Source organism: Leptothoe sp. PORK10 BA2 (genome assembly GCF_034932105.1).
Classification (GTDB): domain Bacteria; phylum Cyanobacteriota; class Cyanobacteriia; order Phormidesmidales; family Phormidesmidaceae; genus Leptothoe.
Window position 1 is genome coordinate 92,796 of sequence record NZ_JAYGIG010000116.1, and the last position, 25,644, is coordinate 118,439.

At 48.8% G+C, this 25,644-nt stretch carries 29 protein-coding genes and 1 pseudogene; 11 read left to right on the forward strand and 19 right to left on the reverse strand.

What is annotated here, in order from left to right; translation table 11 throughout:
- Positions 1–217 precede the first annotated feature (217 nt).
- Together VB741_RS16865 and cpeB (VB741_RS16870) are read right to left on the reverse strand one after the other, a co-directional pair.
- The gene (locus tag VB741_RS16865; protein WP_323366355.1) at positions 218–712 is read right to left on the reverse strand and encodes a bleomycin hydrolase; all 495 of its coding nucleotides are present in this window, start codon (positions 710–712) and stop codon (positions 218–220) included.
- Between the two features lie 71 nt (positions 713–783).
- Positions 784–1,338: a C-phycoerythrin subunit beta gene (gene cpeB, locus VB741_RS16870; protein ID WP_323366356.1), complete on the reverse strand. Its 555-nt coding sequence runs from the start codon at positions 1,336–1,338 to the stop codon at positions 784–786.
- 240 nt (positions 1,339–1,578) lie between these two features.
- Here cpeB (VB741_RS16870) and VB741_RS16875 point away from each other — a divergent pair, with 240 nt between their 5' ends.
- Together VB741_RS16875 and VB741_RS16880 are read left to right on the forward strand one after the other, a co-directional pair.
- Positions 1,579–1,824, forward strand: coding sequence for a hypothetical protein (locus VB741_RS16875; protein WP_323366357.1), 246 nt, complete (start codon positions 1,579–1,581; stop codon positions 1,822–1,824).
- Positions 1,825–1,834: 10 nt separating this feature from the next.
- Positions 1,835–2,164: a hypothetical protein gene (locus tag VB741_RS16880; protein ID WP_323366358.1), complete on the forward strand. Its 330-nt coding sequence runs from the start codon at positions 1,835–1,837 to the stop codon at positions 2,162–2,164.
- A 156-nt stretch (positions 2,165–2,320) separates the two neighbouring features.
- On the opposite strand, the gene VB741_RS16885 is transcribed toward VB741_RS16880, so the two are convergent.
- From VB741_RS16885 to VB741_RS16945, 13 genes are all read right to left on the reverse strand, one after another.
- Entirely contained in the window at positions 2,321–2,932 is a 612-nt protein-coding gene (locus VB741_RS16885; RefSeq protein ID WP_323366359.1) for a HEAT repeat domain-containing protein, read from the reverse strand.
- Between the two features lie 99 nt (positions 2,933–3,031).
- Positions 3,032–4,315 (reverse strand): HEAT repeat domain-containing protein, encoded by a 1,284-nt coding sequence (locus VB741_RS16890; protein ID WP_323366360.1) that lies wholly within the window; start codon positions 4,313–4,315, stop codon positions 3,032–3,034.
- A gap of 182 nt (positions 4,316–4,497) precedes the next feature.
- The gene (locus VB741_RS16895; RefSeq protein ID WP_323366361.1) at positions 4,498–4,992 is read right to left on the reverse strand and encodes a bleomycin hydrolase; all 495 of its coding nucleotides are present in this window, start codon (positions 4,990–4,992) and stop codon (positions 4,498–4,500) included.
- A gap of 71 nt (positions 4,993–5,063) precedes the next feature.
- A complete protein-coding gene (gene cpeB / locus VB741_RS16900) occupies positions 5,064–5,618 on the reverse strand; it encodes a C-phycoerythrin subunit beta (RefSeq protein WP_323366362.1) in 555 nt (184 codons plus the stop codon).
- A gap of 200 nt (positions 5,619–5,818) precedes the next feature.
- Entirely contained in the window at positions 5,819–6,124 is a 306-nt protein-coding gene (locus tag VB741_RS16905) for a CpeR family transcriptional regulator (RefSeq protein WP_323366363.1), read from the reverse strand.
- 49 nt (positions 6,125–6,173) lie between these two features.
- The gene (locus tag VB741_RS16910) at positions 6,174–6,788 is read right to left on the reverse strand and encodes a chromophore lyase CpcT/CpeT (RefSeq protein ID WP_323366364.1); all 615 of its coding nucleotides are present in this window, start codon (positions 6,786–6,788) and stop codon (positions 6,174–6,176) included.
- A gap of 435 nt (positions 6,789–7,223) precedes the next feature.
- Positions 7,224–7,601: a phycobilisome linker polypeptide gene (locus VB741_RS16915; RefSeq protein WP_323366365.1), complete on the reverse strand. Its 378-nt coding sequence runs from the start codon at positions 7,599–7,601 to the stop codon at positions 7,224–7,226.
- A 354-nt stretch (positions 7,602–7,955) separates the two neighbouring features.
- Complete coding sequence (locus VB741_RS16920; RefSeq protein ID WP_323366366.1) at positions 7,956–8,483, reverse strand: phycobiliprotein lyase; 528 nt, start codon at positions 8,481–8,483, stop codon at positions 7,956–7,958.
- A 316-nt stretch (positions 8,484–8,799) separates the two neighbouring features.
- Entirely contained in the window at positions 8,800–9,555 is a 756-nt protein-coding gene (locus tag VB741_RS16925; protein WP_323366367.1) for a phycobilisome rod-core linker polypeptide, read from the reverse strand.
- Positions 9,556–9,675: 120 nt separating this feature from the next.
- Positions 9,676–10,437 carry a phycobilisome rod-core linker polypeptide gene (locus VB741_RS16930; protein ID WP_323366368.1) on the reverse strand — a complete coding sequence of 254 codons (762 nt, stop codon included), beginning with the start codon at positions 10,435–10,437 and terminating at the stop codon, positions 9,676–9,678.
- A 466-nt stretch (positions 10,438–10,903) separates the two neighbouring features.
- Positions 10,904–11,644, reverse strand: coding sequence for a phycobilisome rod-core linker polypeptide (locus tag VB741_RS16935; RefSeq protein WP_323366369.1), 741 nt, complete (start codon positions 11,642–11,644; stop codon positions 10,904–10,906).
- 117 nt (positions 11,645–11,761) lie between these two features.
- Positions 11,762–12,622, reverse strand: a complete 861-nt coding sequence (locus VB741_RS16940; protein WP_323366370.1) for a phycobilisome linker polypeptide — start codon at positions 12,620–12,622, stop codon at positions 11,762–11,764.
- A gap of 515 nt (positions 12,623–13,137) precedes the next feature.
- Positions 13,138–13,704: a phycobilisome protein gene (locus tag VB741_RS16945; RefSeq protein ID WP_323366371.1), complete on the reverse strand. Its 567-nt coding sequence runs from the start codon at positions 13,702–13,704 to the stop codon at positions 13,138–13,140.
- Between the two features lie 220 nt (positions 13,705–13,924).
- Between VB741_RS16945 and VB741_RS16950 the strand changes: the two genes are divergently transcribed.
- Positions 13,925–14,584 (forward strand): HEAT repeat domain-containing protein, encoded by a 660-nt coding sequence (locus tag VB741_RS16950; RefSeq protein WP_323366372.1) that lies wholly within the window; start codon positions 13,925–13,927, stop codon positions 14,582–14,584.
- Positions 14,585–14,968: 384 nt separating this feature from the next.
- Positions 14,969–15,502 (forward strand): phycobiliprotein lyase, encoded by a 534-nt coding sequence (locus VB741_RS16955; protein ID WP_323366373.1) that lies wholly within the window; start codon positions 14,969–14,971, stop codon positions 15,500–15,502.
- A gap of 108 nt (positions 15,503–15,610) precedes the next feature.
- Here the strand turns inward: VB741_RS16955 and VB741_RS16960 are convergent, their stop codons facing one another.
- The gene (locus VB741_RS16960; RefSeq protein ID WP_323366374.1) at positions 15,611–16,459 is read right to left on the reverse strand and encodes a pentapeptide repeat-containing protein; all 849 of its coding nucleotides are present in this window, start codon (positions 16,457–16,459) and stop codon (positions 15,611–15,613) included.
- A 115-nt stretch (positions 16,460–16,574) separates the two neighbouring features.
- Between VB741_RS16960 and VB741_RS16965 the strand changes: the two genes are divergently transcribed.
- From VB741_RS16965 to VB741_RS16995, 7 genes are all read left to right on the forward strand, one after another.
- Positions 16,575–17,165 carry a phycobiliprotein lyase gene (locus tag VB741_RS16965; protein WP_323366375.1) on the forward strand — a complete coding sequence of 197 codons (591 nt, stop codon included), beginning with the start codon at positions 16,575–16,577 and terminating at the stop codon, positions 17,163–17,165.
- A 114-nt stretch (positions 17,166–17,279) separates the two neighbouring features.
- The gene (locus tag VB741_RS16970) at positions 17,280–18,008 is read left to right on the forward strand and encodes a 15,16-dihydrobiliverdin:ferredoxin oxidoreductase (RefSeq protein WP_323366376.1); all 729 of its coding nucleotides are present in this window, start codon (positions 17,280–17,282) and stop codon (positions 18,006–18,008) included.
- A gap of 88 nt (positions 18,009–18,096) precedes the next feature.
- On the forward strand, positions 18,097–18,840 hold the full coding sequence (locus VB741_RS16975) for a phycoerythrobilin:ferredoxin oxidoreductase (protein ID WP_323366377.1): 744 nt from the start codon (positions 18,097–18,099) through the stop codon (positions 18,838–18,840).
- 581 nt (positions 18,841–19,421) lie between these two features.
- Positions 19,422–19,940 carry a phycocyanin subunit beta gene (locus VB741_RS16980; protein WP_323366378.1) on the forward strand — a complete coding sequence of 173 codons (519 nt, stop codon included), beginning with the start codon at positions 19,422–19,424 and terminating at the stop codon, positions 19,938–19,940.
- A gap of 132 nt (positions 19,941–20,072) precedes the next feature.
- Positions 20,073–20,561 carry a phycocyanin subunit alpha gene (cpcA, locus tag VB741_RS16985; protein ID WP_323366379.1) on the forward strand — a complete coding sequence of 163 codons (489 nt, stop codon included), beginning with the start codon at positions 20,073–20,075 and terminating at the stop codon, positions 20,559–20,561.
- Between the two features lie 138 nt (positions 20,562–20,699).
- Complete coding sequence (locus VB741_RS16990) at positions 20,700–21,557, forward strand: HEAT repeat domain-containing protein (protein WP_323366380.1); 858 nt, start codon at positions 20,700–20,702, stop codon at positions 21,555–21,557.
- The gene (locus VB741_RS16995) at positions 21,557–22,198 is read left to right on the forward strand and encodes a HEAT repeat domain-containing protein (protein ID WP_323366383.1); all 642 of its coding nucleotides are present in this window, start codon (positions 21,557–21,559) and stop codon (positions 22,196–22,198) included. Before VB741_RS16990 ends, VB741_RS16995 begins: the two co-directional genes overlap by 1 nt.
- A gap of 88 nt (positions 22,199–22,286) precedes the next feature.
- On the opposite strand, the gene cysC is transcribed toward VB741_RS16995, so the two are convergent.
- The 3 genes and pseudogenes from cysC to VB741_RS17010 all read right to left on the reverse strand — a co-directional run.
- Entirely contained in the window at positions 22,287–22,829 is a 543-nt protein-coding gene (cysC, locus tag VB741_RS17000) for an adenylyl-sulfate kinase (RefSeq protein ID WP_323366381.1), read from the reverse strand.
- Positions 22,830–23,044: 215 nt separating this feature from the next.
- Positions 23,045–24,844 (reverse strand): SLC13 family permease, encoded by a 1,800-nt coding sequence (locus tag VB741_RS17005; RefSeq protein WP_323366382.1) that lies wholly within the window; start codon positions 24,842–24,844, stop codon positions 23,045–23,047.
- 401 nt (positions 24,845–25,245) lie between these two features.
- A pseudogene (locus VB741_RS17010) lies at positions 25,246–25,644 on the reverse strand (ISNCY family transposase); the annotation flags it as partial.

The window sequence follows — 25,644 nt, forward strand, 5'->3', positions numbered from 1 at the left end:
TTTCAGCCCGAATGTAGTTTAAAGAAATCCCACCTTTAGACGCCATTTCTTGTGGTTGCCCTGCAATATTCGAGACAGGCAAACAGAACTTCGCCTTAGAAACCATAAGACAACATCTGCATACAAAAAACAAACCTGGAGACCCATAGGAATCTCCAGGTTTAGACTAACTCAAGCTAGTCAAGTTGTAGTCAAGTTCTCTATCAAAGTCAGATGACTAGGACAGGGAGTTGATTACATAGTCAACCAGAGCGTTGTACTCAGTCAAAGCCTGAGAAGACATGTCGCGGGGAGTGCAACCACGGTTACGAGCAAAGCTAAGAGCAGCAACGTAAGGACCGGTAGGTAGGTTTAGAGCGCGATAAACTTCACGCTGACCAGCAATACCCCACTCATCCAAAGGACCAGTACCGCCAACGATTAGGCTGTAGCTGATCAGACGCATGTAGTGCTTAACGTCACGTAGACACTTGGCTTTGAACGTGTCAGTGGAGTTAGCTTCACCAGCATTGTTCAAGTAAGGATACTTAGAGATACAAGCGTCATAAGCTTCTTTAGCAACGTTATCTAGGTTGCCGGAAAGCTTCTCAGCAGCTTCCATACGTGCAGCAGCACGCTGGAGACTACCTTGTACGGACTCTAGGTCGGAAGAGGAAGGAAAACGACCAGCTGCATCAGCTGCAGCGATCACAGTGGTAACAACAGATTTCATTTCTTAATTTCTCCAGTAGTTAAATTGATCGTGAACAATTAGAGCAATCTCGCTTAGTTGTCAAACAATGACTAACCTAGAGCAGAGATAACGCGATCAAAGTAGCTGCCAGCTTCAGCAACCAAAGAAGCGCAACGATCATCTACAACGGGAGAACCCATCTTACGTAGACGAGCACCAGCGCGAGCTTCGCTGGGGTTGTCTTGAATGTGAGCAGTAGCTTGAGCCTTCATGATCTGTACGGCACGTACAGTGGAAGTCACAGGTACGCCTAGAGCAGCATAAGTCTCTTTTAGACCGTTCAAGCAACGATCATCCAGAACAGATGCATCACCAGCTAGTAGAGCGTAGCTAACGTAGCGTAGAACGATTTCGCCATCACGCAGGCAAGCAGCCATGCGACGGTTGGGGTAGCAGTTACCACCAGCTTGGATTAAGCCTTGGTTCTCGCAAATCATACCAGCGATGGCATCCGATACCATGCAGCTAGCGTTGGAAGCAATAGCGTTTACAGCGTCTAGACGACGGTTGCCACTGGCAACAAAGGCCTTAAGCGCAGACAGATCACCTACAGGTGCAGTGCTGGCGTCAGCGGATAGTACTGCTCTAGAAAAAGCGTCAAGCATGGAGCTCTCCTTACTTCAAAAACACATTGGGAAAGTTCTTTGGGCACCCGCAACAGTTGTTTTGTTTGCCGCATAAGTAACATAAACAATCGCTGTTATCTAAGTCTCTGATATTAACAACAAAGCAATATTCCGTTACATGTCACTCATTTAGATTCACTAAACTAATGACAAACGACGGTTGAACCGTAAAAATAGAGCTACTATAGTTAACTTTGAAAAGCTGGAAGGATTGTGATTATGACTAGCACGGCTGATGCAACTACGCCCCAAGTTACGGTCGAGGAAATTACTGAACTGATCACTGAATTTGAAAAGTACCGAGATCGTTTGACCAGTGAAACGTTAGATGCAGCCAAAAAAGCCAAAATATCTAAGAAAGAGACCATGGCCAAATTAGAGCCGGAACTCGCCAAAATCGATGCAGCCTTGACCCAGCTCCATGCCCAGTTAGCAGCCCTGGCCCCCGAAGCTGCCTCCGAATAGGGCTAACAATGTGCCGAAAAACGCTATGGGCATGACCATGCTAGACGATCAAAATCCGTTGCGTAGCCAGCTAGAAGATGAGCTCAACGGATCAGAGTGGCTGCAAAAGTTTAAAGCTATTAATCGGTTACTCCATAGCCTTAAGGCAGATGTCCCTGAGATGGATGCCTGTGAGCTGAAATGGGATACGGCCACCCATGGCCTAGTGATCCATTGTCCTTCGGTAGATATCGGAGAACGCCTCAGGGCAAAACACTCCGAAATAGTTGCCATTGCAAGCTATGCGGACCGGATCACCCTAGTCCAGCCAGACAGTGCAGCGATTATTTTGAAGGATTGAGCACTTTGGTTTGAATCGATAGTAATCGGCTGAATGCATTCAGCCGATTACTCCAGCCATGGCTGCTATTCCCTAACGCTTTTAGGAATGACTGATATTGTGAACTGACATGATGAACGCTGGACACCAAGCCATGGACACCAAGCTATAGCAGTCTTAATCCTGCTTAGGACGAGAATATTGTCTCACCATTTCCAGGCGAGATAAGGCACTGATAGCAGTTTCTTTGACGTACCGATCCGCCGTGTCATCTTCAGATAGTCTGGTCAGCACTTCTACAGCTTGCTCACCACCCACCGAGGCTAGGGCATTTAAGATGGATACAGAAAGAGCTAAATTATCAGTTGTTTGCAGCGTTTCCAGCAAAATGTCCAGGGCGGCATCACCAATTTCTCCCAGGGCCATGGCAGATGCAATGTGGACCACGGGGTTGGGGTCATTTAGAGATTGTTTTAGTCCCTGTAATCCCAATTCGGGAAAGGGTTCATCTGGATAGTTTAGGGCAACCTGGGCTAAGGCTTTGGCACAGCTACCCCGGACCGTTACATTCTCGCTACTGCCTAAAGCTTCAACAATGGCAGGTACGGCATCTATCCCGACAGCCCCCAAGGTTTTTACCGCAGCACGCCGATAGACCGTATCCTCTGCATCCAAGGCCTGCATTAATCGAGGAATTGTGGTTTCGTCACGATTGTCCATAATATCCACCATGGCGCGGTTGCGGATATTGGGATTAGGGTGCTTGAGCTGTTCAAAAGAAGCGTCCATGGGTTGATAAAAAGATTTTAGCTAAAGAACAAACAAGGGTAACCGGAGGTTGTAGGGTGGGCATGGTCCACCATTCCTAGGAGACCACCTAGACTAAACCTAGATTTGAGCCATTTGAATTGCCCGATTAGCCTTCGCTCTCACGGCCCAATCATCGGCTTCTAATAACAGTTTATGCTGACTGTAATCCCCCAACTTCTCCAGAGCCATTAAAGCGGCATATTGCAGCATCCAAATTTTGCTTTGGGTACTGGCTTGCAAGGGTGCAATCGCTCGCTGATCACCTAGTTCTCCTAAGGAAATAGCGGCACCAGCCCGAGACTTCATGAATTGGGGGGAGGTGTTGTCCAACGCATCAATCAGCAAGTCGTAGGCTGGTTGATGGTTGAGCCAACCCATTAATTTCATCACATGGTAATGGGCTCCATAGTCATTATGGGCTTCGGCCTCATAGGTGGCAAATAGAGCCTCTGGGGCCGCATCAATTTTCTGTTCTATAAGGGTTTGAGTGGCCAAATAGGTGCGTCCAAAGTCAGTGTGGTACAGCTCTTGAATCAGAAATTCTAGGGCCGGCGGCTGATCGTATTCATGCACAAGTGCCAAATCTTTCGGATGATCTAGCAAAATTTGCTCAATCACTGGCAGTACCTGCTCAATGGTCACCTCTCCAGAGGCCATGCCGTTTTCAGCTAATGTGCGCACCGCCCTCAGTCGAAACATCAGGGAAATGGGGCAGCGGGCAATGGCAGGAATGGCTGCATAATAGCGGGCGTTAATCAGGTCTTCGAGGCAAGCTCGGCGAGCATTAACGTTATCACTTTGTAGCAGGGAAACAACTCGATCAATTTGGCTAAAGTCTCGGGCAAAGCAACAGACGGCTGCGATCGCAGCACTCGCCGTCGGTTCATTGGGATGGTCCGTAAAGGGACGCACCCGATCCACTGCTGCATCGTAGCCCAGCTTGATCAGGGTATGGATAATCACCCGATAGGTCTGGTCTGGCTTTGCCAATAACTGGGTAATTTCTTCTAAAATCTCAGCGTCGTCCGTGCCAATTTCCCCGATTGCCCACACAGCAGCCTCTACGGTGTAGCGATCCTCATCAGCCAAACAAGTACGGATAGCCTCTATTCCCTGGATTGCCTTCAATTTCCCCAAAGACTCTACCGATTTACGTCGGGCAATCCGGTTATCTAAAGAGTCGTAAGTAACATTAACAGCTCGAATCAGGGCCTCAATCGATGCCTCTGATGAATAATTTGCCAATTGGGAGGCCGCCACATAGCGCTCACTCTCATCATCAGCTTGTTCAGGGGGAGTATCCAAAAGAGCAATGGATTGTTCTTCCGTCAACCCAAAAATATTGGCAAAACGCTTATCCATAGGACAGTCAAGCAGAAAACAAAGCGAGTAATCGGTAACCCTTCTGGGCGGCAACCTGAACGCGAACAGCGCTCAATACTAGCCTAATACAAAAACAAACCTGGAGACCCATAGGAATCTCCAGGTTCAGACTAACTCAAGCTAGTCAAGGTGTAGTCAAGTTCTCTATCAAAGTCAGATGACTAGGACAAGGAGTTGATTACATAGTCAACAAGAGCGTTGTACTCAGTCAAAGCCTGAGAAGACATGTCGCGGGGAGCGCAACCACGGTTACGAGCAAAGCTAAGAGCAGCAACGTAAGGACCGGTAGGTAGGTTTAGAGCGCGATAAACTTCACGCTGACCAGCAATACCCCACTCATCCAAAGGACCAGTACCACCAACGATTAGGCTGTAGCTGATCAGACGCATGTAGTGCTTAACGTCACGTAGACACTTGGCTTTGAACGTGTCAGTGGAGTTAGCTTCACCAGCATTGTTCAAGTAAGGATACTTAGAGATACAAGCGTCATAAGCTTCTTTAGCAACGTTATCTAGGTTGCCGGAAAGCTTCTCAGCAGCTTCCATACGTGCAGCAGCACGCTGGAGACTACCTTGTACGGACTCTAGGTCGGAAGAGGAAGGAAAACGACCAGCTGCATCAGCTGCAGCGATCACAGTGGTAACAACAGATTTCATTTCTTAATTTCTCCAGTAGTTAAATTGATCGTGAACAATTAGAGCAATCTCGCTTAGTTGTCAAACAATGACTAACCTAGAGCAGAGATAACGCGATCAAAGTAGCTGCCAGCTTCAGCAACCAATGAAGCACAACGATCATCTACAACGGGAGTACCCATCTTACGTAGACGAGCGCCAGCGCGAGCTTCGCTGGGGCTGTCTTGAATGTGAGCAGTAGCTTGAGCCTTCATGATCTGTACGGCACGTACAGTGGAGGTCACAGGTACGCCTAGAGCAGCATAAGTCTCTTTTAGACCGTTCAAGCAACGATCATCCAGAACAGATGCATCACCAGCTAGTAGAGCGTAGCTAACATAACGTAGAACGATTTCGCCATCACGCAGGCAAGCAGCCATGCGACGGTTGGGGTAGCAGTTACCACCAGCTTGGATTAAGCCTTGGTTCTCGCAAATCATACCAGCGATGGCATCAGATACCATGCAGCTAGCGTTGGAAGCAATAGCGTTTACAGCATCTAGACGACGGTTACCGCCAGCAACAAATGCCTTCAGGGCAGATAGGTCAGCAACAGTTGCAGTACTGGCATCGGCGGCTACAACCGCTCTAGAAAAAGCGTCAAGCATTGAGAGCTCTCCTTGTTTTTTAAAAACTTATATCTGGTGATCAGTCCGTTTCGTTTGGTTCAATCACCATACAAACAATAAATAATGGTGGTTACCAATGTCTCAATTAACAGGGAGAAAGCAACATTCCGTTACAAAAGGCACAAAAGAGTTAAAATCCAGGAGTTCCCACCGGCCCATCTCAAGTAGAGCAACGAGGATTAAACCCGCTCGTCAAAGCGAGTGTGAAAGCTACCGTACTTGATCCAATACTGTTGCAAATCGTGGTGGGGGGTATGCAAACTAGCCTTGACCCGGTACAAAACCACTCGTCGATGCTGACCGATCCAAATCTTTTTGACCGGGTCGACACAAATCAAAGTGCCCCCTAACGCCTTAAGGCAGTCCTGAAACTTTTCTATGGTTGAGTATTCTACGGTTTCAAAAATAAAAAAGTTACCCGAGCGAATCAAATGACGACTGCGGATCCAAGATTTCATTTTTTTTTGGGCTTGGGGAGGCAGCATGGAAATTTGAACCGCTCTAGGGGCTATGTCAAGGTCTGCTTCAATCTCTTTAGATAGGTAATTCGTGAGCAAAGCTGGCGCGTTTACGGAACTGTAAAATTCCTTCCGTCGAACCCCACACATGCTCATCGGTGTCGACGTCCATCCCCTGATCGATGCTCATCCAGGTGCTGTCGGTAATCTCCACATGGCTGGTGAGATAGGTGGTTTTGCCCTCCTTAGGAATAATGCAAGCTTTCCCCGGTTCTACACTGCCCACAAACATATCCCCCTGCCGCTTAAACACCATTGAACAGCCTTCACGACGCTCAATACAGTCAGGGGTGATGGTTTTTAGGATATCTGCATTATGGCCAGCCCCCGCATACAAGAGCCGGTCCTTGAGGCCATAATTTTCAATATAGATGAGCTCACCCTGGTCCACTAGTCGATGCACCCCCTGTCGATAGGGGCTCCATAGATCATAATCCTGGGTTTGTTCAGAATAGAGACCCACCCCTGAAAAAAAGTCATAGGGTAGGGGGCGAAAGAAAATGCGAATATGGGCAAATTTAGTGGGTTGATCAAATGCTTGTTGTTGGTTACTAAAATCCCCGGACATCCAACGGGCAAGGGTTATAAAATCCTGAGAGTAAGTGACGTCAGCATTGCTAGAAAGCAGCATTTCTTAACAAATTTTAAATTTTCCAGAGGGACTCTATTTAGAAAACTGGCAACGACATTTTTGGATAGGTGGCAGATGCGATCGCATCTGCCACCTATCCAACCATCCATTTATAGCCATTTCTCTGTTTAAGTGTACGCAGGCAATGGATAAAAGCGCTAGTTGAAAAGCCTGATCGCCCAACGGATTATCAATATTCGATGACTCAGTTACGAGTGCCGGTTAACAACGTCAGGGACCCAGTAATGCAGCAACCCATAAAAAGCAATAGCCCAGCACTAAAAAAGCCAGGACGTCCTGGCTTTTTTAGCAGTTTTTAGCAATATTGATAGCGATGCATTGAGGCTGAAACGATGGTCACACCGTTATTCTTAACAGCCCTTCTTCAGAGTATTCAAGTGGGCAGGTAAACCCCACCCAAGCATCAGCCCCAGACTACTTGCGAGAACGGCGACCTTTGCGGCTCCCCCCGTGGGACTTCGTCTTTTTCTGATGGGATGCCTTTTTGTCAGGCACGACAGCCTTAACTTCCTGATTAGACTCGATAGATTTAACCTGTAGAACGGGAGGCTTCTGGTCTAAAGACGGCTGGACCACTCCTAAAGATTGAGCGCCGAGCACCTCCACATTCACCACCTTGCCACCTTGGCAAGAAATATTGTGCATCGCTGTCGACATCTGGCTCAACGGCACTTTAATCTGGTAATTACTCACCCTGGATGTTGCCTGGTTGATGACCCCAGCCACATCAATGGCAACATAGCGTGCACCATAATTACCCACGACGGAGCAACCAGTCGTCATTCCTACCATAGGACTGTCCTCTTGCGAAACTGCATCCAAGGATAGCGCTAATTTTTAAAACTGCAACAACGTCTGTTTTAAAGGACGACCATCCAGAGGATAAGGGTTCTAAACCCAGTCCAGGTTGAGAACCCTAGTTCTGGCCCACCCTACGGGAAGCAAGCTACACCTCCAGCCCTCCCCCGGAGGGCGTTCGCGAAGCGTCTCCCGAGGAGACAGGAACCAAGAAAAGCATCAAAGTCCCTCTCCCCTCGGGAGGGATTTAGGGAGAGAGAGAGGGAGAGGGATTTAGGGTGAAGGAAACTCCAGGTTTCGAGTTAGATAAGGTTTTTAACATTTACATAAAGTTTCTTTACAGAGCCCCTAGGCAACTACACCCCGCCGAACCTCAGACGAAAAACTAGCCGTTGTCACGCCCTTACCACTGCTGGTTTTAATCAAAGACACTCGAAACCGTAAGTTAGGCGTAGCAAACCAAATTTTTTCCTCCGCCGCCGCGCGATCATAGGCGGTAGTCAAAATAAAGGTGCCATCCTCCGTCAGTTTATAGGTTCCCGCAGATTCCATTGTTTCGGCGTACCCTTTCTCCCTCAAGAGCTTTCCCGTTGTCGCACTATCGGGTACAGGTACCAAAATCGTAGACCCTTCAATGACTTGATCCTCATCCCAATCAGACTCGCCCTCCCAGCTCATCTTAAATGGACTCACAATCGTCTCAGGAGAAACCCCATAGAGCTTACACAGCGCTAACACTCCAGGGGCATCCGCCCCAATGGCTTCGATGTTAATCGTCGAACGGACTTCTTCAAAGTGCCCAAAGGCTAGATGATGGGCACTACGTTGAGATCGCCATTCTCCCAGGGATTGTTCAACAAAGGTTTCAATATCCATTTAGCAAAAACGAGGCTTTAATCAGTTTAATTTTGCACCGATTTATAATTTTATCTCTTAAAACAGATCTTGATCGGAAATCCTGCCATACCAAGGGGCCGAACAAGGTACAAAACAAAATACCTAAGGGCAAAAAGCAGCTAAATGTCTGCAGCAGTTTACGACCACTGGCCAAACCATCACACCCTTAACAGAAAACCTCCAGAAATCAGGGGTGCTTGGACAACATCCCATGATTCTGAAGGCTTTAAAGTATCGTTAACCAACCCCGTTGTCAGCCTAAATCATAGGCATGGCAACAAAATATGGAAGAAGTTTATGCTTCTGAAATGCTGACGATTTTTGCACCAGAACGCTGCATAGTTTGAATCCGCTTAGATAGCTGGCTAAAGCCCACTTCTACGCTGTAGTTACTCTTAGTAACCCGAGAGCCAAAGTTAGCCTTGGTCGCTACAATGCGGAAACGCTTGCCAGTGTTGTTGTAAGCGCCTGAAGCAGTAGCCGGAGACTTGATTTTGGTGCCTAAGTTACCCGCAACATCACTGATCAGCTTGGCAGATTTGCCAGTATCGTTAGCCGCATAGCCACGATCCAAGGCAAACAGACGATTAAACGCAACATTCTTAATACCTGTCTGGGTGGCAGCACCGCAGGCATAGGGAACAACGTTCTCACCAAACGCCGCTAGATACTCATCACTCTCCAGGTAAGAATCAATCTCAGCGTCGTAGCCCTGGGTATTGTAAGTCTGCACATGGGCAGAAATTTCCGTTTGATCCTGGGGAGCACGGCCTAGCAAATGCTTAAAGTTCAGCTCAATAAAGCGATAGGGAGAGGAATTATCAAAAAAGCGCGCCTTATAAAAGTCCGATGTAGCCACCGCCCGCACAAAGCCACGCACGGTAATTTCACCGTTTCTTAACATGGACTCAGCACTGGTTAGGGACTGACTCTCTAGCACATGGGCATTGCCTAAAACCTGCCTATAGACTGCCCGAATGACGACTTGCAAATCTTCTTCGGACGCATTGGGGCGTAATTCAACCGCTGAATCGTTGATCCACAGTGACATATCCGTTTCTCCTAAACAATAGTGATGATTGATTGACTAGTGACGTTAAAAACCATGGCAACTTAAACAACACAACTCCAGCAGAGAGAATTTCTCTGCTGGAGAAAGCCAGGCCTAAACCTAATTTGTTTCGGAAACGCTCAAAATCTTCCCGCCAGATTTCAGAATAGACTGAATGCGCTGGGTCATCTGGCTATAGGAAACAACGTACTCCTGCTTGCTCATGCGGCCAATGGCAGCAGCGGCAGTGGAAGTAGTAGCCGTAATCCGGAACCGCTTATTGGTACTGGTACGCCCCGTGCCAGCTTGGGGTTTGGCAATTTTAGTAGACAAGTTACTGCCCAAATCACTGATCAATTTGGCTTTGTTGCTACTATCACTCGTGGCATCACCCCGAACAATGGCAAATGTACGGTTAAAGCCAACATTCTTGATACCTGTCTGGGTCTCGGCTCCCCGGACAAAGGGGACGCGATTTTCGCCGAAGTTAGCGATGTACTCATCGCTATCAACGTAGGCGTTAATCTCGGCTATGTAGCCAGATTCGTTGTAACGGGTAACATGATCAGCAATTTCAGTCTGATCCTGAGGCGCACGACCTAAAAGGTGTTTGAAATTTAGCTCAATAAAACGGTAGGCTGATGAACTCTCAAAAAAGAGGGAGCGATATAGCTCTGACTGGGCTACTGCCCGGACGAATCCTCTAACTGTGATATCGCCATCACGCAGCAGGGACTCAGCGCTCGTTAAACGCTGACTCTCCATTACATGCTGGTTGCCTAAAACTTGCTTATATACAGCACGAATAACCGTTTGTAGGTCATCCTCGCTTGCATTGGGGCGAAGTTCAACGGGCACAGCATTGGTCACCCAAAGTGCCATGGAACAATCCTCCGAAATTAATTTGAGTTTGCTAAAGGGCTTACCGCTAGAGCTAATGGAGTCAACAGCGCCCATCAGATAACGGATAGCGGGCTAACTTAAGTCTCAAAATATCAGCATTAGGTGCTTGAAAACGGCATTTTCCTGTGATAAACACCTGTTTAATTAGGACTGGTTGATGAGCCCTACCGCCTCTAAAACTGACACTTGATAAAAGCGCCCTATATTACACAGATATCGGATTTCGAGGGTCAAATGAGAACAACTTTACTTTTCTTAATGCTTTTAACATCACGTTTATTGACGGAACGTGATGAGAATGACAGAGCGGTAGCAGATATGCTGATATGAGATCGCAAAGGTGCGAATAGATCAATCTACAATTCCAATACTTACCGAGAAAGTAAAGACAGTAAAAAACTACCTTGGCAGCAAGGTAGTTTTTTAGCAATTACATCAAAAGAGATTAAACAATCTCAGTAATGCTGACAATCTTTGCACCGGTACGGTGAATACGCTGAATCTGGGGCGTCATCTTATCAGCGGATACGATGTACTCGTTCATGCTGACGCGACGTGGGGCATCAAACTTAGCAGCGGTGGTCTTAATCTTGAAGCGCTTAGTTGTGCCAGAATTCAAGTTAGTCGCTGCCCGCTTCACCTTATTACCTTTCTCACCACCAGCTACCTGGGCGACGAGTTGGGCAGATTTCACAGCACTGCTCACCTGGGCAGGGCCACGGTCAATAGCAAAGATCCGGTTGTAGCTCACCTGGGACTGACCTACCTGGGTCAAACTGGCACTGTAGTAAGGCACCAAATTCTCACCAAAGGTAGCTTGATACTCATCGCTGTCGATATAGGAATCGATTTCAGCATCGTACCCTTCTTCCACACAGCGGCGAATGTGCTCGGAAACCTCAGCCTGGCTTTCAGGAGCACGGCCCAAAAAGTGCATGAAGTTTAGCTCTACAAAGCGGTAAGGAGCGCACTTCGCGAAGTAGCGGCTGCGGTAAAACTCAGATTTACCAACAGCGCGAACAAAATCACGTACAGAAATGCTGCCATCACAGAACTGGGATTCAGCCGTGACGAGACGCTCACTTTCCATTACGTGGGGGTTACCCAAAACGTGGCGATATACAGCACGGATAATAGCTTGCTTATCTTCGCTGCTGCTAACGGGCCACAACTCAAACGTTGTCATTGGAAATCTCCTACTGTTTTTATCTAAAACGTTCTCAACAAACAGCTCATTCAAAACCGGGTCTAAAAAACTAGGTGGTCCGTAATCTAAACCCAGTTAGGTCTAGTATCGACTTTTCTATGCAACAGGAGTGATGCTAGCGATCACGCCGCCTTCCTTGTGAATGCGCTTGTACTCATCCGACAGTTTGTCAAAGGGCACCATGTAAACCTTGTTCGAACGGCGGAATTTGGATACACGATTGAAGGCGTTGGAACGGTAGCTCGTCACCTCAACCCGATAGATCTTGCCGTTAGCACTAGCGCCTACACCGTGGCGAGTACGGGAAGAATCGGGAGGATTCTGGAAGGTACCACCAGCAGACAGTGGAGACAGAACCGGGGTCGCCTTAGCATTGATGACCAATGCATTGAGGCGAGGCTTCTTACCGTTGATGCTACCTTTCAAGGAGCTACTGGAGGCACCCCGTACCAATTCGAAGGTGTGGGTAAAGCCAACCATATTGCTAGCTTCGGTCTTATAGCCACGAATGTAAGGTACAAAGTCCTGGCCAAAGACGTTCTGATACTCATCGCTATCAATATACGAATCAATCTCGGCCTCAAAGCCACCCGCATCCAGCACGGCGCTGTGGGCCTTCATCTCAGCAAAGCTATTGGGAGCCCGGCCAAGCAGATGGCGGAAGTTGAGTTCGATATTGCGATAGCGGGGGCAGCTCTCAAAAAACCGAGCACGGTACATGTCGGACTTGGCGACTGCACGGACAAAATCCCGAACGGTTAATTCGCCACGCTTAAACTGGGATTCAGGCACCGCGAGGCGCTCGCTCTCCATCACGTAGGCATTACCTAAAACCTGTCTATAGACGGCTTTGATAATAGACTCGAGGCCCTCACTATCAAGGCCAGGAACCCACTCGACTGGAGGGGTCTCGTCGAAAAGGCTCACGCCCAATCGTGAAGCTGGTCCAAAAGCCATTAATGCTATCTCCTAGACGACAACAATGGTCTAAATAATTTATCTCAGAATGTCAAGAAGATTAGGATTGACTATGCCCTGAAAAAACTGAGCCTCTTAGTATGAACCTTCAAATCAGCGGGCAGCGGATTGTATATGTAGATTCCAAGGCAAACAGCTTAAAAAAAGTCGCACCGAAAACTAAACATGAACACTCACTAAGATTCATCTTCGTATATAACAGGAGCCTCTAATCATCAAGAATTGTGAACTGCACGACAATTACACATCTGTATTTTTGGCGGTGGTTTCATGGTTTTTCTTGAGGGTCAAAAAAGGCCCCAAACCTCTGAATTAAAAGTAGATTAGCCTCTAGTCGATGAACCAGGATAGAGCACGTCAATTGGGCAGGCTACCTCGACTGAGGATACAGAAATATACATTTTGGGGTGCAACCTGAGACAGATGTGCATCATAAATCGAGGTTTTGCCAAGGCTGCCCCTCTAGGGTCCCTCCTAGGAATCCCGATTTATGTTCAATCAGTGGCATAAAATTGACTGAGAGATTGAATCAGATGGTCGAAATAGGGATTAACTCGATTATCGTTAAGTGCTAAATTAAGCTGCTTCCGACTAGCCGTTTTAAGCGATTGTAAACCATACACCATGGCATCTAAGGGCACTTGTAGCTCCTGGTAAAGCTCCCCCATATAGTGCAAGCCCATGGGATTGGTGTAGTCCGTCCGTTGGGCTGCAATGCCGTAGCTGATGCAGCGTAGAAATTGCCAGAAATCTCGCCAGCAGGCTTCGGCGCGAACTGCCGGATAAAGACCACCTCCGGGCTCAGTAATGCCAGGAAACTGGTCGAGGACTTGGGACCGGGCCGCGTCAACAATGACGGTTGAGTGATCGCGTAGAGCACGGGCAATATCTCCGGCGGGCATACCTGCCAGGGTGGAGTCGTCTAGATAGGCTCGTTTGTCGTCAGCCGACTGGAAAGATGCGATCGCATCTTCCCCAAACTGCCCTTGCCAGCCATCAAAACTGACGATTCTGGCCTTCTCAATCAGCTCTTTTACCCGGGGACTGAGTTGAGCCGCCATAGACATGCCTCCTTACAAGCCAAATTAAACTCATAATTGATTTCCTTTCCTTATATTGTGGCAGGCGGATTGCCCATGCACCCATCCGCTTCCAATCCTGCGCTAAAACCTGCTGGAAAATGCATATGATGCTCCATAGGCCCAGGCTCTGCCCATGGCCCTAATGCTCCGGTTGAGGCCTCTGCCATAGCCTGATAGCTGATTCCCCTCTTCCCAACCCATGGACCTTGCCGAAATTAAAGCCCTGCTGGCAAACAGCGATTCCCAACAACGCCGCAAGGGCATTATCGCCCTCAGGGACTATGACACTGACGTGGCCAGCCCTTTATTAATCGCCCGGCAGGAGGACCCCGAATTTACCGTGCGGTCTTTTGTGGCCATGGGGCTGGGGCACAAGCGCAGTGATGCCGGGTTTGCCGCCTTGCTCACGATGATCGATGCCGACCCAGACGCCAATGTCCGGGCCGAAGCCTGCAATTCCCTATCCATGTACGGGGATGTCGCCATTCCCCAATTGGTCAGCACCTTCCATACCAATGACAACTGGCTGATCCGACGCAGCATTCTGGCTGCCATGATTGACCTCCACAGCCCAGAACCCATGCTCGATATTTGTCTAGCGGCCATCCAGGATAAAGACATGACGGTGGTGAATGCGGGGATTGACCACCTCACCACCCTGGTGGACACCGAGCAAAGCGCGGCAGCCCTGGCGGCGATTTTACCCCTCAAAACAGCCGAAAGCTGGTATACCCGCATGCACGTGGCCTCTGCCCTGAAGCGATTTGACCACCCAGCCGCCCAAGCCGCCTTAATCGAACTACGCCAAGACAAACACCATAAGGTAATCGCAGCAGCCCTAGAGGGACTGTTGCCTTGAGGCCAGTGCTTTGAGGCCAGTGCTTTGAGGCCAGTGCCCAGCGCCTGGAGCCGGGCACCTTAAACCCTGAGCAGCTGAGGTTACATCTCAGTAAGGCTAGGCAACAGGGTTTTGTGCGGAGAACATCACCGATGACCTGTAGCTACAGGTTGTAACGGATAATTAGCACCCCCTGGGACAGAACTGTAGAGTCTGCTACAACCCCTAAGCTGGGGCTCTGTTAGTTTGGCTTGGATACATTGGACAACCTAAAGTTGCCATGCTTAATAAAGGCTTTATTGCTGTTTCAAGGGATTTTCGCTACCTTAAATGTAAATAAATATAAACTTGTTCCGTCATAGCTTGCGCTCAGGCACTTTATCTAAACTTAAGGTTCTAAATTCTATGTCGTCATCTGTGATTACCACCTCCACTGCAGCATTAGAAACCCTGGCCGTTAGCTTTTTTGAGCGGTCAGTGGGGCAGTGGAATTCCAAACGTCGTTACTACACCCTTAAAAATGGTGAAACCCAAGAAGTGGTCAGCGACCTCACCATTGAATTTCTAGACCATGGACATCCCACCCTGGTGGATCTGGCGGACACCCATGGGGTAGAAGAGGCCCTGATCTGTGGCATTCAGTTTGCTTGGGAAAGTCACTACATTAGCCCCAGTCGCAAGCAGTCCACCGGCTCCACAGCCTTTGGCATTTACGGCAACACGCTCTATCGCGACCGGGGTTTTGCCACCCCCAAACCAGTGGTGGCTAGCTATGAATTTCGCGATCGCAACACCATGCAACTCCACACTGAATACAGCGGCTCCGTCTTTGACGAAGAACTCAAGCTGATCGGTGAAAACTACCGCACTCGCCAAACCATCATTTCCCGCGCTGGTGAGGAAATCATGATCGGTCAATATCTAGAAACCAGGGCGTAAATTAATTAGACGCAGGGTGGGCACCGCCCACCAGAAATTTTGCGGAGGGTGAGCACCGCCCATCAGACCATACTTACATTGATGGGCCGAATTAATGGGCCGACCTGCTTACCCCGCCGCCCCATCCACATCTAAACTCCGACGGGTGGTATTCCGAGTCAGACCGTTCCACACATCCAGCTCATTAGATGAGCGCCCTAACAGTTGTGCCCTAGAGTTTTTGGTTAGCCCTTGGGCCATCGTAAAGTCGGCTCCAGCGATACTCGCTACCATGTCAAACTCAACACCAGTGAGGTCACTCGCCCGCAGATCGGCCCGTTGCAGTTCAGTGCCGCCAACTCGGGCATTGCGCAAACTGGCCCCAGTGAGAAAGGCCCGTTGCAAATTAGCACCGCTCAAACTGGCCCCATCCAAGATCGCCCCGGTCAAATCAGCCCCACTCAGATAGGTGCCCATGAGCTTAGCCCCCCGCAGATTAACCCCCCGCAGATAGGCCGTATTCAAAAACTCACCATTCAGTACAGCCTCTGGACCCACCGCACCAGAACTTTTGTAGCGAAAGTCCTCCGGCCACTGGGTATGGTCATCGTAAAGGGCAATCTTTAACCTAGCGTCCGTTAATACTGCACCACTCAAGTTAGCCCCCCGCAGGTCAGCCCGATGGAGAAATGCTCCGGTCAGATCAGCCCCGCTTAAATCTGCCTTGCTCAGCTCAACACCTCGCAAATCTGCCTGCTGTAGTTGAGCGCCGGTCAGCATTGCCCCAGCTAGATTAGCGCCAATCAAGGTTACCCCTTGTAAACAGCTATGGGTCAGATTTGCCGCCGACAAATTGACTCGGTACAAATCAAACCCGCGCAGATCTTTGCCAGAGAGATCAGCCCCCGACAAATCACAGTTTACTGATAGGCGTTCTAGCAAAGACGCATCTAAACTTAGAGTTTCAGGATGGCTCATAGATAGCTAAACTTTCTAGATAGATAATGATTTAAAGGTGTTCTTTAAAGTCAGTGTAACAGTGCCCCTGAACACATTTCTGAGCAAAAATCTACATTAATACGGACCATAGCCCATGTCATTTCAATCTCCCATGACCATGATGGACTTCTTTCGCAAAAGCGAAGGCATCTGGTTTATTCAGCGAGCCGTGCATCATTTTGACTCGGTGACCGATGAATCGGGAGAATCCAATCTGATTGTGGATGTGATTGAGGCCCAGGATCCGCGCATTGTGGAAATTTGCCAAAGCCAGGGGGTGGATCCGAGCAAAGCGGCTGGCGGAGCCCAGTTTTCCTGGCAATCAAATACCAAAGAATTTACCTACAATTCTGATTACGCCGCTATTCTGGTGGATGTTCCCAACGCCGATCAGGGCCTTACAGGCCAGCTCCTGAGGGACCGGGGCTATGTGGAAAATAGGCCCGTGGTCGGACGCTATGGGTTTGCTGATGACGGCGTTTTGACCATCGACAACGAGTATGACAAAAACCAGGGGCAAGAACGCTGCTGGTTCCTCTCAGAGGATTTTCGGGTGCGGGTCAGTTCAGCTCGCCTGGCCAATGGCATTAATCTGATCGCCTATTGCTCAGAGCGCCGGTTTGTCACCCAGGATGACTTGGCCAAAATGGTAACAGCCAATACGGCAAAATTACGTGCAGAGTGATGTAACGGAATGTATCTTTGTCTCTAACAATGAAGACATGTCCCTCAGATATCTCCTATGCTGCAAGTGGCAGACGGTATCTGTCACATCCGTTATAAATTAAGGCGAAGACAAATGTACCGCCCTTTTCTAGAGCATTTAGAAGCTGCATTAAAAAAGAGATTTGAACTTCAACCACGGGCTATTCCGGAAGGGTTAGAGTGTCAAATTAGCGAACGAGGGCGGAACCCAGCATCGATTCAAAGCTGGTGCTACCAGTCACCTGAATTAAGAAAGATTCGCTATACCTATATTGATGCGGGTAAAGGCGCACAGATATTTAATGGGGTGCTCTATCCCAACCACTGTTACGACGTGCCCCTTTTGGGAATTGACTTTTTGTCCTTTGGTAAGGTCAAAAATTTAATTGTGCTCGATTTTCAGCCCCTGTTCCAGGACGAAGCCTACGAAGCGAAGTACCTCATGCCCCTGAAGGCGATTCGCGACAACTATGCTGAATTGGCCCAGGGACTGGAAATGAAGTTCTATGATGCCAATCAATACTTTTCAAAGTACCTATTGTTTGCCAAAACAGATACAGATAGCGTGTCTACCCGAGTATTAGCCGCTTTTAAAGAGTATCTAGACCTCTATTGGCAAATATTGGCGGAGGCTGAGCCCCTCACGACGGATGAGGAGATCGCTCGGGTGAAGAAAGCACAGATCGACTACGATCAGTACAGTGCCGAGCGTGACCCCGCCCACGGTCTATTTACCAGTTACTTTGGTTCGGAGTGGGCCGATCGCTTCCTCTATGAATTTCTGTTTGAGGATGCTGTTCCTGTTACTGTCAAGGCCCACTAGTCAAGGCCCACTAGAACCCCACCCGGTATTCCGGACAGTCCAAAAATCTTAAAGGGTAGCCCTAAGGGCTGCCCTTACTGTTATCCCCATGACCCTATATCAACCGTTTTTAGACTATGCGATCGCCACCCTCCAAGATCGCCTAGACCTATCCCCCTACCCAATTCCAGCTGGGTTTGAGAGCAACAGTGCCACCACCGGCAAGGGCAAGCGTGAAGTGACTGTACTCACTACCAGTCATGGCTTTTCCTCCCCCAAGCTGAGGCAAATCCGAGCAGCCCATGTGCAAGCTGGCGAAGGTTTGCAGGTGCTGAACTTTGTCATTTTTCCCCGGCTAGAGTATGACCTGCCTTTTTTTGGCGGCGACTTAGTCACCCTGCCCGGGGGACACCTGATCGCCATTGACATGCAGCCCCTATTCCGCGACAGCGCCGACTACCAGGCCCGCTACAGCGATCCGATCATGCCCATGTTTGAGCGCTACCAACAGGTCTTACCCTGGGGCGGCGATTTCCCAGAAGAGGCCCAGCCCTTCTTTTCCCCGGCGTTTCTGTGGACCCGACCCACCGAGCTAGAGTCAGTCACCACCCACGTCTTTAACGCCTTCAAGGATTACCTGGAGGCCTACCTTGGCTTTGTGGAACAAGCCCAGCCCGTGACCGACCCAGGGCAGCTCAAAGGCATTGAAGCAGCTCAGCTCAGTTATATTCGATATCGGGCCGAGAAAGACCCCGCCCGGGGCATGCTCACCCGCTATTACGGGGCCGAATGGACCGAAGAATATATCCATGGCTTTTTGTTCGACTTAGAACGTCACTTACAAGCGGCCTAACGCTATTCATGGCCAAATGGATAGCCTGAATAACAACTCAAGCTTTCAATCGTCCAATGCATAGATAAAGCATAACAACATAGCTTTTTCTTGTTCTTTGGATTGATATTTTTGGATTGACAGAACGCTAAATCCATGGATTCAAAAGGAAAGAACCTCTTATCCCGATGGATTCTCTATTGCGGCCAACTAAATGGGCGTAATTTTGCCCATTCTGTCTGTTACCAACTCCCCATAACCCTTATAATTCGTAATGTATTGTGGCCCCGTCGCAGTATATAAAATAGACTGATGGCTTTTCGCAGACAGGTTTGCAGCTATCTTTAGCAGAAGGCAAATGAATCTGTTGCTAAGGGTGAAGTTTCTTTAACTTTGTTAGATTCTTTCCCTATTCGCTTTAATCTTCAAATTGGGGAGAGCGAAGTTTGCTGAGATGATTCATGGCTTCTGTAAAGTCGTTTCAAATTGTCTGCATTCGCCTATCTATTTTGAAACTGTTTTTTATGCAGTTGCTTGACGGGTTCTCGTCCCCACTTTTTTGGAAACTTACTTCGACGAATCAAATTTAGGAGAGTCAATCTATGTTTGATGCGTTTGCTAAGGTCGTCTCCCAGGCTGATGCAAGAGGCGAATATCTCAGCAGTGCTCAATTGGATGCTTTGTCAGCCATGGTGGCTGACAGCAATAAGCGGATGGATGCGGTCAACCGCATCACCAGCAATGCTTCCGCTATCGTGACGAATGCCGCTCGCTCCCTGTTTGCCGAGCAGCCTTCTCTAATCGCTCCCGGTGGTAATGCCTACACTAGCCGCCGTAATGCTGCTTGCTTGCGCGATATGGAAATCATCCTGCGCTATGTAACTTACGCTGTGTTCACAGGCGATGCTAGTGTGCTCGACGATCGTTGCTTGAACGGTCTACGGGAAACTTATCTTGCCTTGGGTACTCCCGGTGCATCTGTGGCCATTGGCGTTCAGAAAATGAAGGAAGCTGCCCTTGCGATCGCTAACGATTCAAATGGCATTACTCCTGGTAACTGCAGCAGCCTCATGGCTGAGATTGCTGTTTACTTCGATCGCGCAGCTGCAGCTGTTGCCTAAGTTGACTTTCTAAGTACCTAAATTTAAGCGTTCTTAGTGAGTTTGGTATTTGACAGATCAAGAGAGTTCTCTAATCGCCTGCTTTCTTTTTCTGTCGGTCTATTTTAGAAACTTTGGGAGATATCTCAAGCAATGAAAACCCCTCTGACCGAAGCAGTGTCTACTGCTGATTCGCAAGGTCGTTTCCTCAGTTCCACTGAAATCCAGTCTGCATTTGGCCGTTTCCAGCGTGCAGGTGCTTGTTTGGAAGCAGCTAAAGGTCTTTCTGCTAAGGCTGATAGCCTATGCTCTGGCGCTGCCAATGCTGTTTATAGCAAGTTCCCTTACACCACTTCTACGCCTGGTCCTACCTATGCGTCTGATCAAGTGGGTAAAGACAAGTGTGTTCGTGACGTTGGTTACTACCTACGTATGGTTACCTACTGCCTAATCACGGGTGGTACCGGTCCCATGGATGAGTACTTGGTAGCTGGCCTAGATGAGATCAACCGTGCTTACGAGTTGTCTCCTAGCTGGTATATCGAAGCATTGAAGTACATCAAAGCTAGCCACGGTTTAAGTGGTCAGGCTGCGACTGAAGCCAATGCTTATATCGATTATGCTATCAACGCTCTAAGTTAGTTGAAGCTTTAGCCTGTAGCAAGATTGTCTGCATTGGTTAGGTTTTAATTATTGCCCAGAGGTATTTGTGAGCGCCCACCAGCGTTTGCCTTTGCCTCTGGGTTTGTTTTTATGTGGGCTGTAGCCTGAAATGAGGTGATGGTGAGTGGCGTTCCCCATAATCCGGATGGTCAACCGTTAACGGTTGATCAAGCTTTAATCAATATTAATCAGACCACTGATCCGGGGTTTCGTTATTACGCAGCTTGGTGGTTGGGTAAAATGCGTATCCGTCTCCCTGAGGCCATTGATGCACTGCTCATAGCCTTAGAAGATGAAACTGATCGCTCGCCGGACGGTGGGTATCCTCTACGGCGCAATGCGGCTCGATCGCTGGGCAAAATTGGACAAGGAAATGACCGTGTTTTATTTGCCTTGATCGCTTGTCTTGGCTGCGATGATTATTATGTGCGAGAAACTGCGGCCCAATCTCTTGAGAGTTTAGACGATTCAAGGGCTGTCACTGCACTCACGGATCTGCTGGATGGGGGTGTTGTGGCGGCGGTGCAAATGGCAGGCAAGCCTCATTTAGTCCAACCGTATAATGCGATTTTAGAAGCCTTGGGCAGCTTGGGGAGCAAAGAGTTAGCCCCCGTCATCGCTCCTTTTTTAGAGCATGATGTTCCCCAAGTACAAAATGCGGCGGCGCGGGCCATGTACCAAATTACTGGAGAAGCTCCCTACGCAGAGCGGCTGGTCAAGGTACTGGAGCACAATCAGCTACAACTGCGACGGGCCGCACTGATGGATTTGGGGAACGTGGGGTATTTGGCTGGGGCGGATGCGATCGCAAATACCCTAGCCGAAAACAGCATGAAGCTGATCGCCCTAAAAGGGGTGCTGGAACACCAACTAAAGAGTGAACTAAAGGGTGAACTAAACTCTTCTGAGCACCATAACTGTTTCCTATCGGCCGATAGCCGTCGAGTGATGAAACTCATGGATAGTCTATTGTGATGATTGCCCCACCGATTAAATCTTTCGAGGCCTGTTTGCAAGCCGTCAACGCAGCAGACTCTGCCCAGGGCTTATTAGATGCCGTGGAAGATTTGGCTGCCCTGAATGATCAGCGATCCATACCCACGCTGATTCAAGTATTGGGATTTAACAATCCAGGCGCGGCGGTGGCAGCGGTTGATGGCCTGGTTCAAATTGGTATTCCAGCGGTATCAATGCTGTTAGATCAGCTGGATGGTTATAACTATGGAGCCAGGGCTTGGGCCATTCGAGCTTTAGCCGGCATTGGCGATCCGCGTGGTCATGACCTGCTGCTAGATGCCGCCGCCAATGATTTTTCCCTCAGTGTGCGGCGCGCTGCCGCCCGTGGCTTGGGCACCATTCGCTGGGCTGACATAGTGGAAAACAAGCGCAGTGCGGCCATGATGCGGTCTCAAACCATTCTTTTACAGGTCACCCAGGATGATGAGTGGGTGGTGCGATATGCGGCGGTAGTGGGTTTAGAATGTTTGGCTCTGGAACTGAAGCAAAGGGATGCCGTTACCCAATGTCTGGGGCAGCTGCGGGATCAGGACGAAACCTTAGCGGTGCAAGCCAGAGCCCATTGGGCCTTAAGTAAACTGGGTGTTGTTATCCGGTAAGTTAACAACACCCATAGCAAAAAGAATAGGGAGACCTTTGGTAAAGGTCTCCCTATTCCTAGCTTGCTGCCTTTAGAGAGAGTTGTTATTAAACAGCGACGGGCTGCAAATAACCGAGCTCTTCCAGTTTTGCCATTACCTTATTAACGGACTCGTCCAAAGTCTCGTTAGCGGTCTCGCAGTTAACTTCAGGAGCAAGAGGTTCTTCGTAAGGATCGCTAACGCCGGTGAAGTTCTTGATTTCACCAGAGCGAGCCTTTTTGTACAGACCTTTCACATCACGCTGTTCGCAAACTTCAACCGGGGTGTTGGCATAAACCTCTACAAAATCACCAATGCGCGCACGCACCTGGTCACGCACATCGCGATAGGGAGAAATTGCCGAAACCAAAACAATCACACCATTGCGAGTCAACAGACTGGATACAAAGCCAATGCGACGAACATTTTCGTCACGATCTTCTTTGCTAAATCCCAATCCTTTGGTGAGGTTGGTGCGGACAATATCCCCATCTAGGACCTCCAGCTTGGCTCCAGCGGCCCGAAGCTTGGCTTCTAACGCTTGACTAATAGTAGTTTTGCCCGATCCACTCAGCCCAGTAAACCAAACGGTTACGCCACGATGCTGCATATAAAAATACTCCTAAAAACTATATTTGAGTGCTACCCATGGTCACACGTAAGCATTATACGTTACCAATCTTCACACATGGGTAGCTTAAGTAACCTTCTGTCCATGGACTGTTCATCAGGAATTTAGGTCAATTTACCCATTCTGGGGCGCAGCTTTAAGAAACAGACGAGCTACTCAATTGTTCACCGAAGACTACAGTTGGGCTGCTATCCCTAAATGCCATACAGCCAAATTACCAGGGGCGGTGTCATCAGGGCCAATAATAGGCTGAGGGGAGCTCCTATCCTGAAAAAGTCTAAAAATCGGTAGCCACCAGCCGTATAGACCATGGTATTGGTCTGGTAACCGATGGGGGTCATAAAAGCGTTGGAGGCGGCAAAGGTAACAATAAACATGACCGCAAATGGATTTATCCCCAATTCGGTAGCCACTTTTACCCCCACAGGCAAAAGTAAAATCACCGATGCAGAGTTAGACAGGATATTAGTCAGCAAAGATGTAAGTACATATAGCATGGTGAGCAACCCATATCCCGATAGGCTGCCTCCTATGCCAATAAGTTGCTGAGCCAGCCAAGCTGTTGCACCGGAAGTTTCCATGGCCGTACCTAGGGGTATTAAACAGGCCAATAAAAAGATCACATCCCAGCGCACGGACTCGTAGAGTTCTCCCGGTTTAAGGCAACCGGTCAAAATCATCAGCACCACCCCCGCTAGGGAAGAGACCAAAATATCAATGGAGGTAAAGGCTGCAACCGCAACCACAGCAAGGCCTATGCCAACGGCAATATTGGCCCGATCAAACCGCAGGCCTTCCAGTTCAGTCTGTTCTAGTACGAGCAAGTCGCGACTTGTTTGTAAACCCAGCAAGCTTTGCTTAGGGCCTTGGACCAGCAGCAAATCCCCAAACTTGAGGGTCAACTTTCCTAGGCGATCGCGCACCAGCTCTTGCCCCCGGCGAATCGCCAAGACTGTCACGTTATAGCGCTGTCGAAACCGTAGATCCTTGAGGGTAGAACCCACCACATTGGAGTTAGCGACCACCATCGCCTCAGCCACCCCCTCCTGATCTGAGCTTAAATCTGCCTGCCAAGACTTTTGGCCAAACTGCACATCGGGCAAAATTTCAATGCCCTCACCATCGCGGATTTTTAGCAGATCTTGCCGACCGCCACGCACCAGCAAAATATCGCCAGCACATAGGGGCTTATCTCCCAAGGGCTGAGGAAAGTGATTATCATTGCGGATAATTTCCAATACGTCCAAGTCAAACCGCCGCTGGAGCTGGCTAGACTTTAGGGTTTGCCCCACCAGGCTAGAGCGCGGCGTCACGACAACTTCACTCACATAGTCTTTGAGGCCATATTCCTGACTGAGACTATTGCCGGGCACTTCCCGGTTGGGCAATAGAAATGGACCAGCAAACGTCAGGAACAGCAGTCCGGCTATAAATGTCAAGAGCCCCAATGCCGAAAACTGAAACAGGGAAAATGTGCCGTAGCCAAGCTGTTCCGATAGGCCACTGGCTAAGATACTGGTGGACGTTCCTACCACCGTCAGCATGCCACCCAAAACCGTTAGAAACGATAGGGGGATCATCAGCTTCGATGGGGAAATGCGATGCTGCTGACAGAAGTCCTCGATGATGGGCAAAAACACCGACACGACCGCCGTATTATTAATCAACCCAGAGATCGGTCCAACGATCAGACCCAAGGCAAAAATTTGACGGCGAGTGGTTTTGCCGCCCCACTTCGACAGCCAATAGCTCGCTCGCTGCAGCGCCCCTGAGCGGTCAATACCTTCACTCAAGATAAACATCGCCATCACGGTGATGACGGCTGAGTTGCTAAATCCGGCAATCCCTTCCCCGGGAGTCACCAGCCCCAGCACCATCAGTGCCACCATCACCATCAAGGCGATGATATCGGGGGGTAGCCACTCAAATACAAATAAGGCTAGAGCAACAGCGGTGACCCCAAGGGTCGTAAGGATTTCACTATTAATGTCCATATGTCGTTATCTAGACCAATAAATACGCCTTGTCTTTGCCCAACACTGCAGCTTTGACCTAGAAAAAAACTCTAGGTTTTAACTGGGTAATGCTTTAGGAAGCCGTAGAGTGAAATCTACGTAGCTATAAAAATTCAAAATATTAGATAAATGTCCCCGTATATTGTCCCTATACTCGTGGTTCGCCCAAAATAATTTGAGGTTCAGAAATATGACGAAGACAATAGGTTTTTGAGCCATTGACAAATAGGCGGTTTTCTGTAAAGCATTTTTATATAAACATTAATTGATAATTTATCTAACTAAGAGAGCATAATATCAGCAATTATAAATTCAAATCGTATCAGTTGATACAGAAGCTTTCAACTTCTTGAAGGTGAGCATATGAGGGTATCATCAGCTTAGGAGGAATTAGGCCGCCGCCGTGAGCGTCGAGGCGGTAACGGCTCTGATTGATTCAGCATGAAATCGAGCAAACTTTGCCAACTTTCAAAGACGAGATAACGAGTTAAGGCACAGACATGCTGGAAGAAAGTCTCTCGTTTTATCAGGCGTTCTCGAATCAGTTGATAGCGCTTGTCAGCCAGGTGTAAAACCGTGTGAAATAAGAATGCCAGTAGATTCAGGGTGACCATGACACTCGACAGATACTGTTGACCATGACCAAAATTATGTTCGAGGTGGTAACCTTTGGTCTTCAGTACATTGTTGTTCTCATTCTCACTCTTCCAGCGAGCGCGAGCGGCTTTGACTATCTCAGGCAAAACCGCAGCCGTCAGCAGATGACGCGTGATGAAGGC

Coding starts and splice junctions, on each gene's coding strand:
- VB741_RS17005 (WP_323366382.1), bottom strand. CDS start 24,844: ATGGACATTAATAGTGAAATCCTTACGACCCTTGGGGTCACCGCTGTT.
- VB741_RS16920 (WP_323366366.1), bottom strand. CDS start 8,483: ATGGATATTGAAACCTTTGTTGAACAATCCCTGGGAGAATGGCGATCT.
- VB741_RS16975 (WP_323366377.1), top strand. CDS start 18,097: ATGACCCTATATCAACCGTTTTTAGACTATGCGATCGCCACCCTCCAA.
- VB741_RS16930 (WP_323366368.1), bottom strand. CDS start 10,437: ATGGCACTTTGGGTGACCAATGCTGTGCCCGTTGAACTTCGCCCCAAT.
- VB741_RS16910 (WP_323366364.1), bottom strand. CDS start 6,788: ATGCTGCTTTCTAGCAATGCTGACGTCACTTACTCTCAGGATTTTATA.
- VB741_RS16995 (WP_323366383.1), top strand. CDS start 21,557: ATGATTGCCCCACCGATTAAATCTTTCGAGGCCTGTTTGCAAGCCGTC.
- VB741_RS16875 (WP_323366357.1), top strand. CDS start 1,579: ATGACTAGCACGGCTGATGCAACTACGCCCCAAGTTACGGTCGAGGAA.
- VB741_RS16990 (WP_323366380.1), top strand. CDS start 20,700: ATGGTGAGTGGCGTTCCCCATAATCCGGATGGTCAACCGTTAACGGTT.
- VB741_RS16885 (WP_323366359.1), bottom strand. CDS start 2,932: ATGGACGCTTCTTTTGAACAGCTCAAGCACCCTAATCCCAATATCCGC.
- VB741_RS16955 (WP_323366373.1), top strand. CDS start 14,969: ATGTCGTCATCTGTGATTACCACCTCCACTGCAGCATTAGAAACCCTG.
- VB741_RS16940 (WP_323366370.1), bottom strand. CDS start 12,622: ATGGCTTTTGGACCAGCTTCACGATTGGGCGTGAGCCTTTTCGACGAG.
- VB741_RS16970 (WP_323366376.1), top strand. CDS start 17,280: ATGTACCGCCCTTTTCTAGAGCATTTAGAAGCTGCATTAAAAAAGAGA.
- VB741_RS16895 (WP_323366361.1), bottom strand. CDS start 4,992: ATGAAATCTGTTGTTACCACTGTGATCGCTGCAGCTGATGCAGCTGGT.
- VB741_RS16905 (WP_323366363.1), bottom strand. CDS start 6,124: ATGCTGCCTCCCCAAGCCCAAAAAAAAATGAAATCTTGGATCCGCAGT.
- VB741_RS16950 (WP_323366372.1), top strand. CDS start 13,925: ATGGACCTTGCCGAAATTAAAGCCCTGCTGGCAAACAGCGATTCCCAA.
- VB741_RS16890 (WP_323366360.1), bottom strand. CDS start 4,315: ATGGATAAGCGTTTTGCCAATATTTTTGGGTTGACGGAAGAACAATCC.
- VB741_RS16935 (WP_323366369.1), bottom strand. CDS start 11,644: ATGACAACGTTTGAGTTGTGGCCCGTTAGCAGCAGCGAAGATAAGCAA.
- VB741_RS16925 (WP_323366367.1), bottom strand. CDS start 9,555: ATGTCACTGTGGATCAACGATTCAGCGGTTGAATTACGCCCCAATGCG.
- cpcA (WP_323366379.1), top strand. CDS start 20,073: ATGAAAACCCCTCTGACCGAAGCAGTGTCTACTGCTGATTCGCAAGGT.
- VB741_RS16865 (WP_323366355.1), bottom strand. CDS start 712: ATGAAATCTGTTGTTACCACTGTGATCGCTGCAGCTGATGCAGCTGGT.
- VB741_RS16980 (WP_323366378.1), top strand. CDS start 19,422: ATGTTTGATGCGTTTGCTAAGGTCGTCTCCCAGGCTGATGCAAGAGGC.
- VB741_RS16915 (WP_323366365.1), bottom strand. CDS start 7,601: ATGGTAGGAATGACGACTGGTTGCTCCGTCGTGGGTAATTATGGTGCA.
- cpeB (WP_323366362.1), bottom strand. CDS start 5,618: ATGCTTGACGCTTTTTCTAGAGCGGTTGTAGCCGCCGATGCCAGTACT.
- cysC (WP_323366381.1), bottom strand. CDS start 22,829: ATGCAGCATCGTGGCGTAACCGTTTGGTTTACTGGGCTGAGTGGATCG.
- VB741_RS16965 (WP_323366375.1), top strand. CDS start 16,575: ATGTCATTTCAATCTCCCATGACCATGATGGACTTCTTTCGCAAAAGC.
- VB741_RS16960 (WP_323366374.1), bottom strand. CDS start 16,459: ATGAGCCATCCTGAAACTCTAAGTTTAGATGCGTCTTTGCTAGAACGC.
- VB741_RS16945 (WP_323366371.1), bottom strand. CDS start 13,704: ATGGCGGCTCAACTCAGTCCCCGGGTAAAAGAGCTGATTGAGAAGGCC.
- cpeB (WP_323366356.1), bottom strand. CDS start 1,338: ATGCTTGACGCTTTTTCTAGAGCAGTACTATCCGCTGACGCCAGCACT.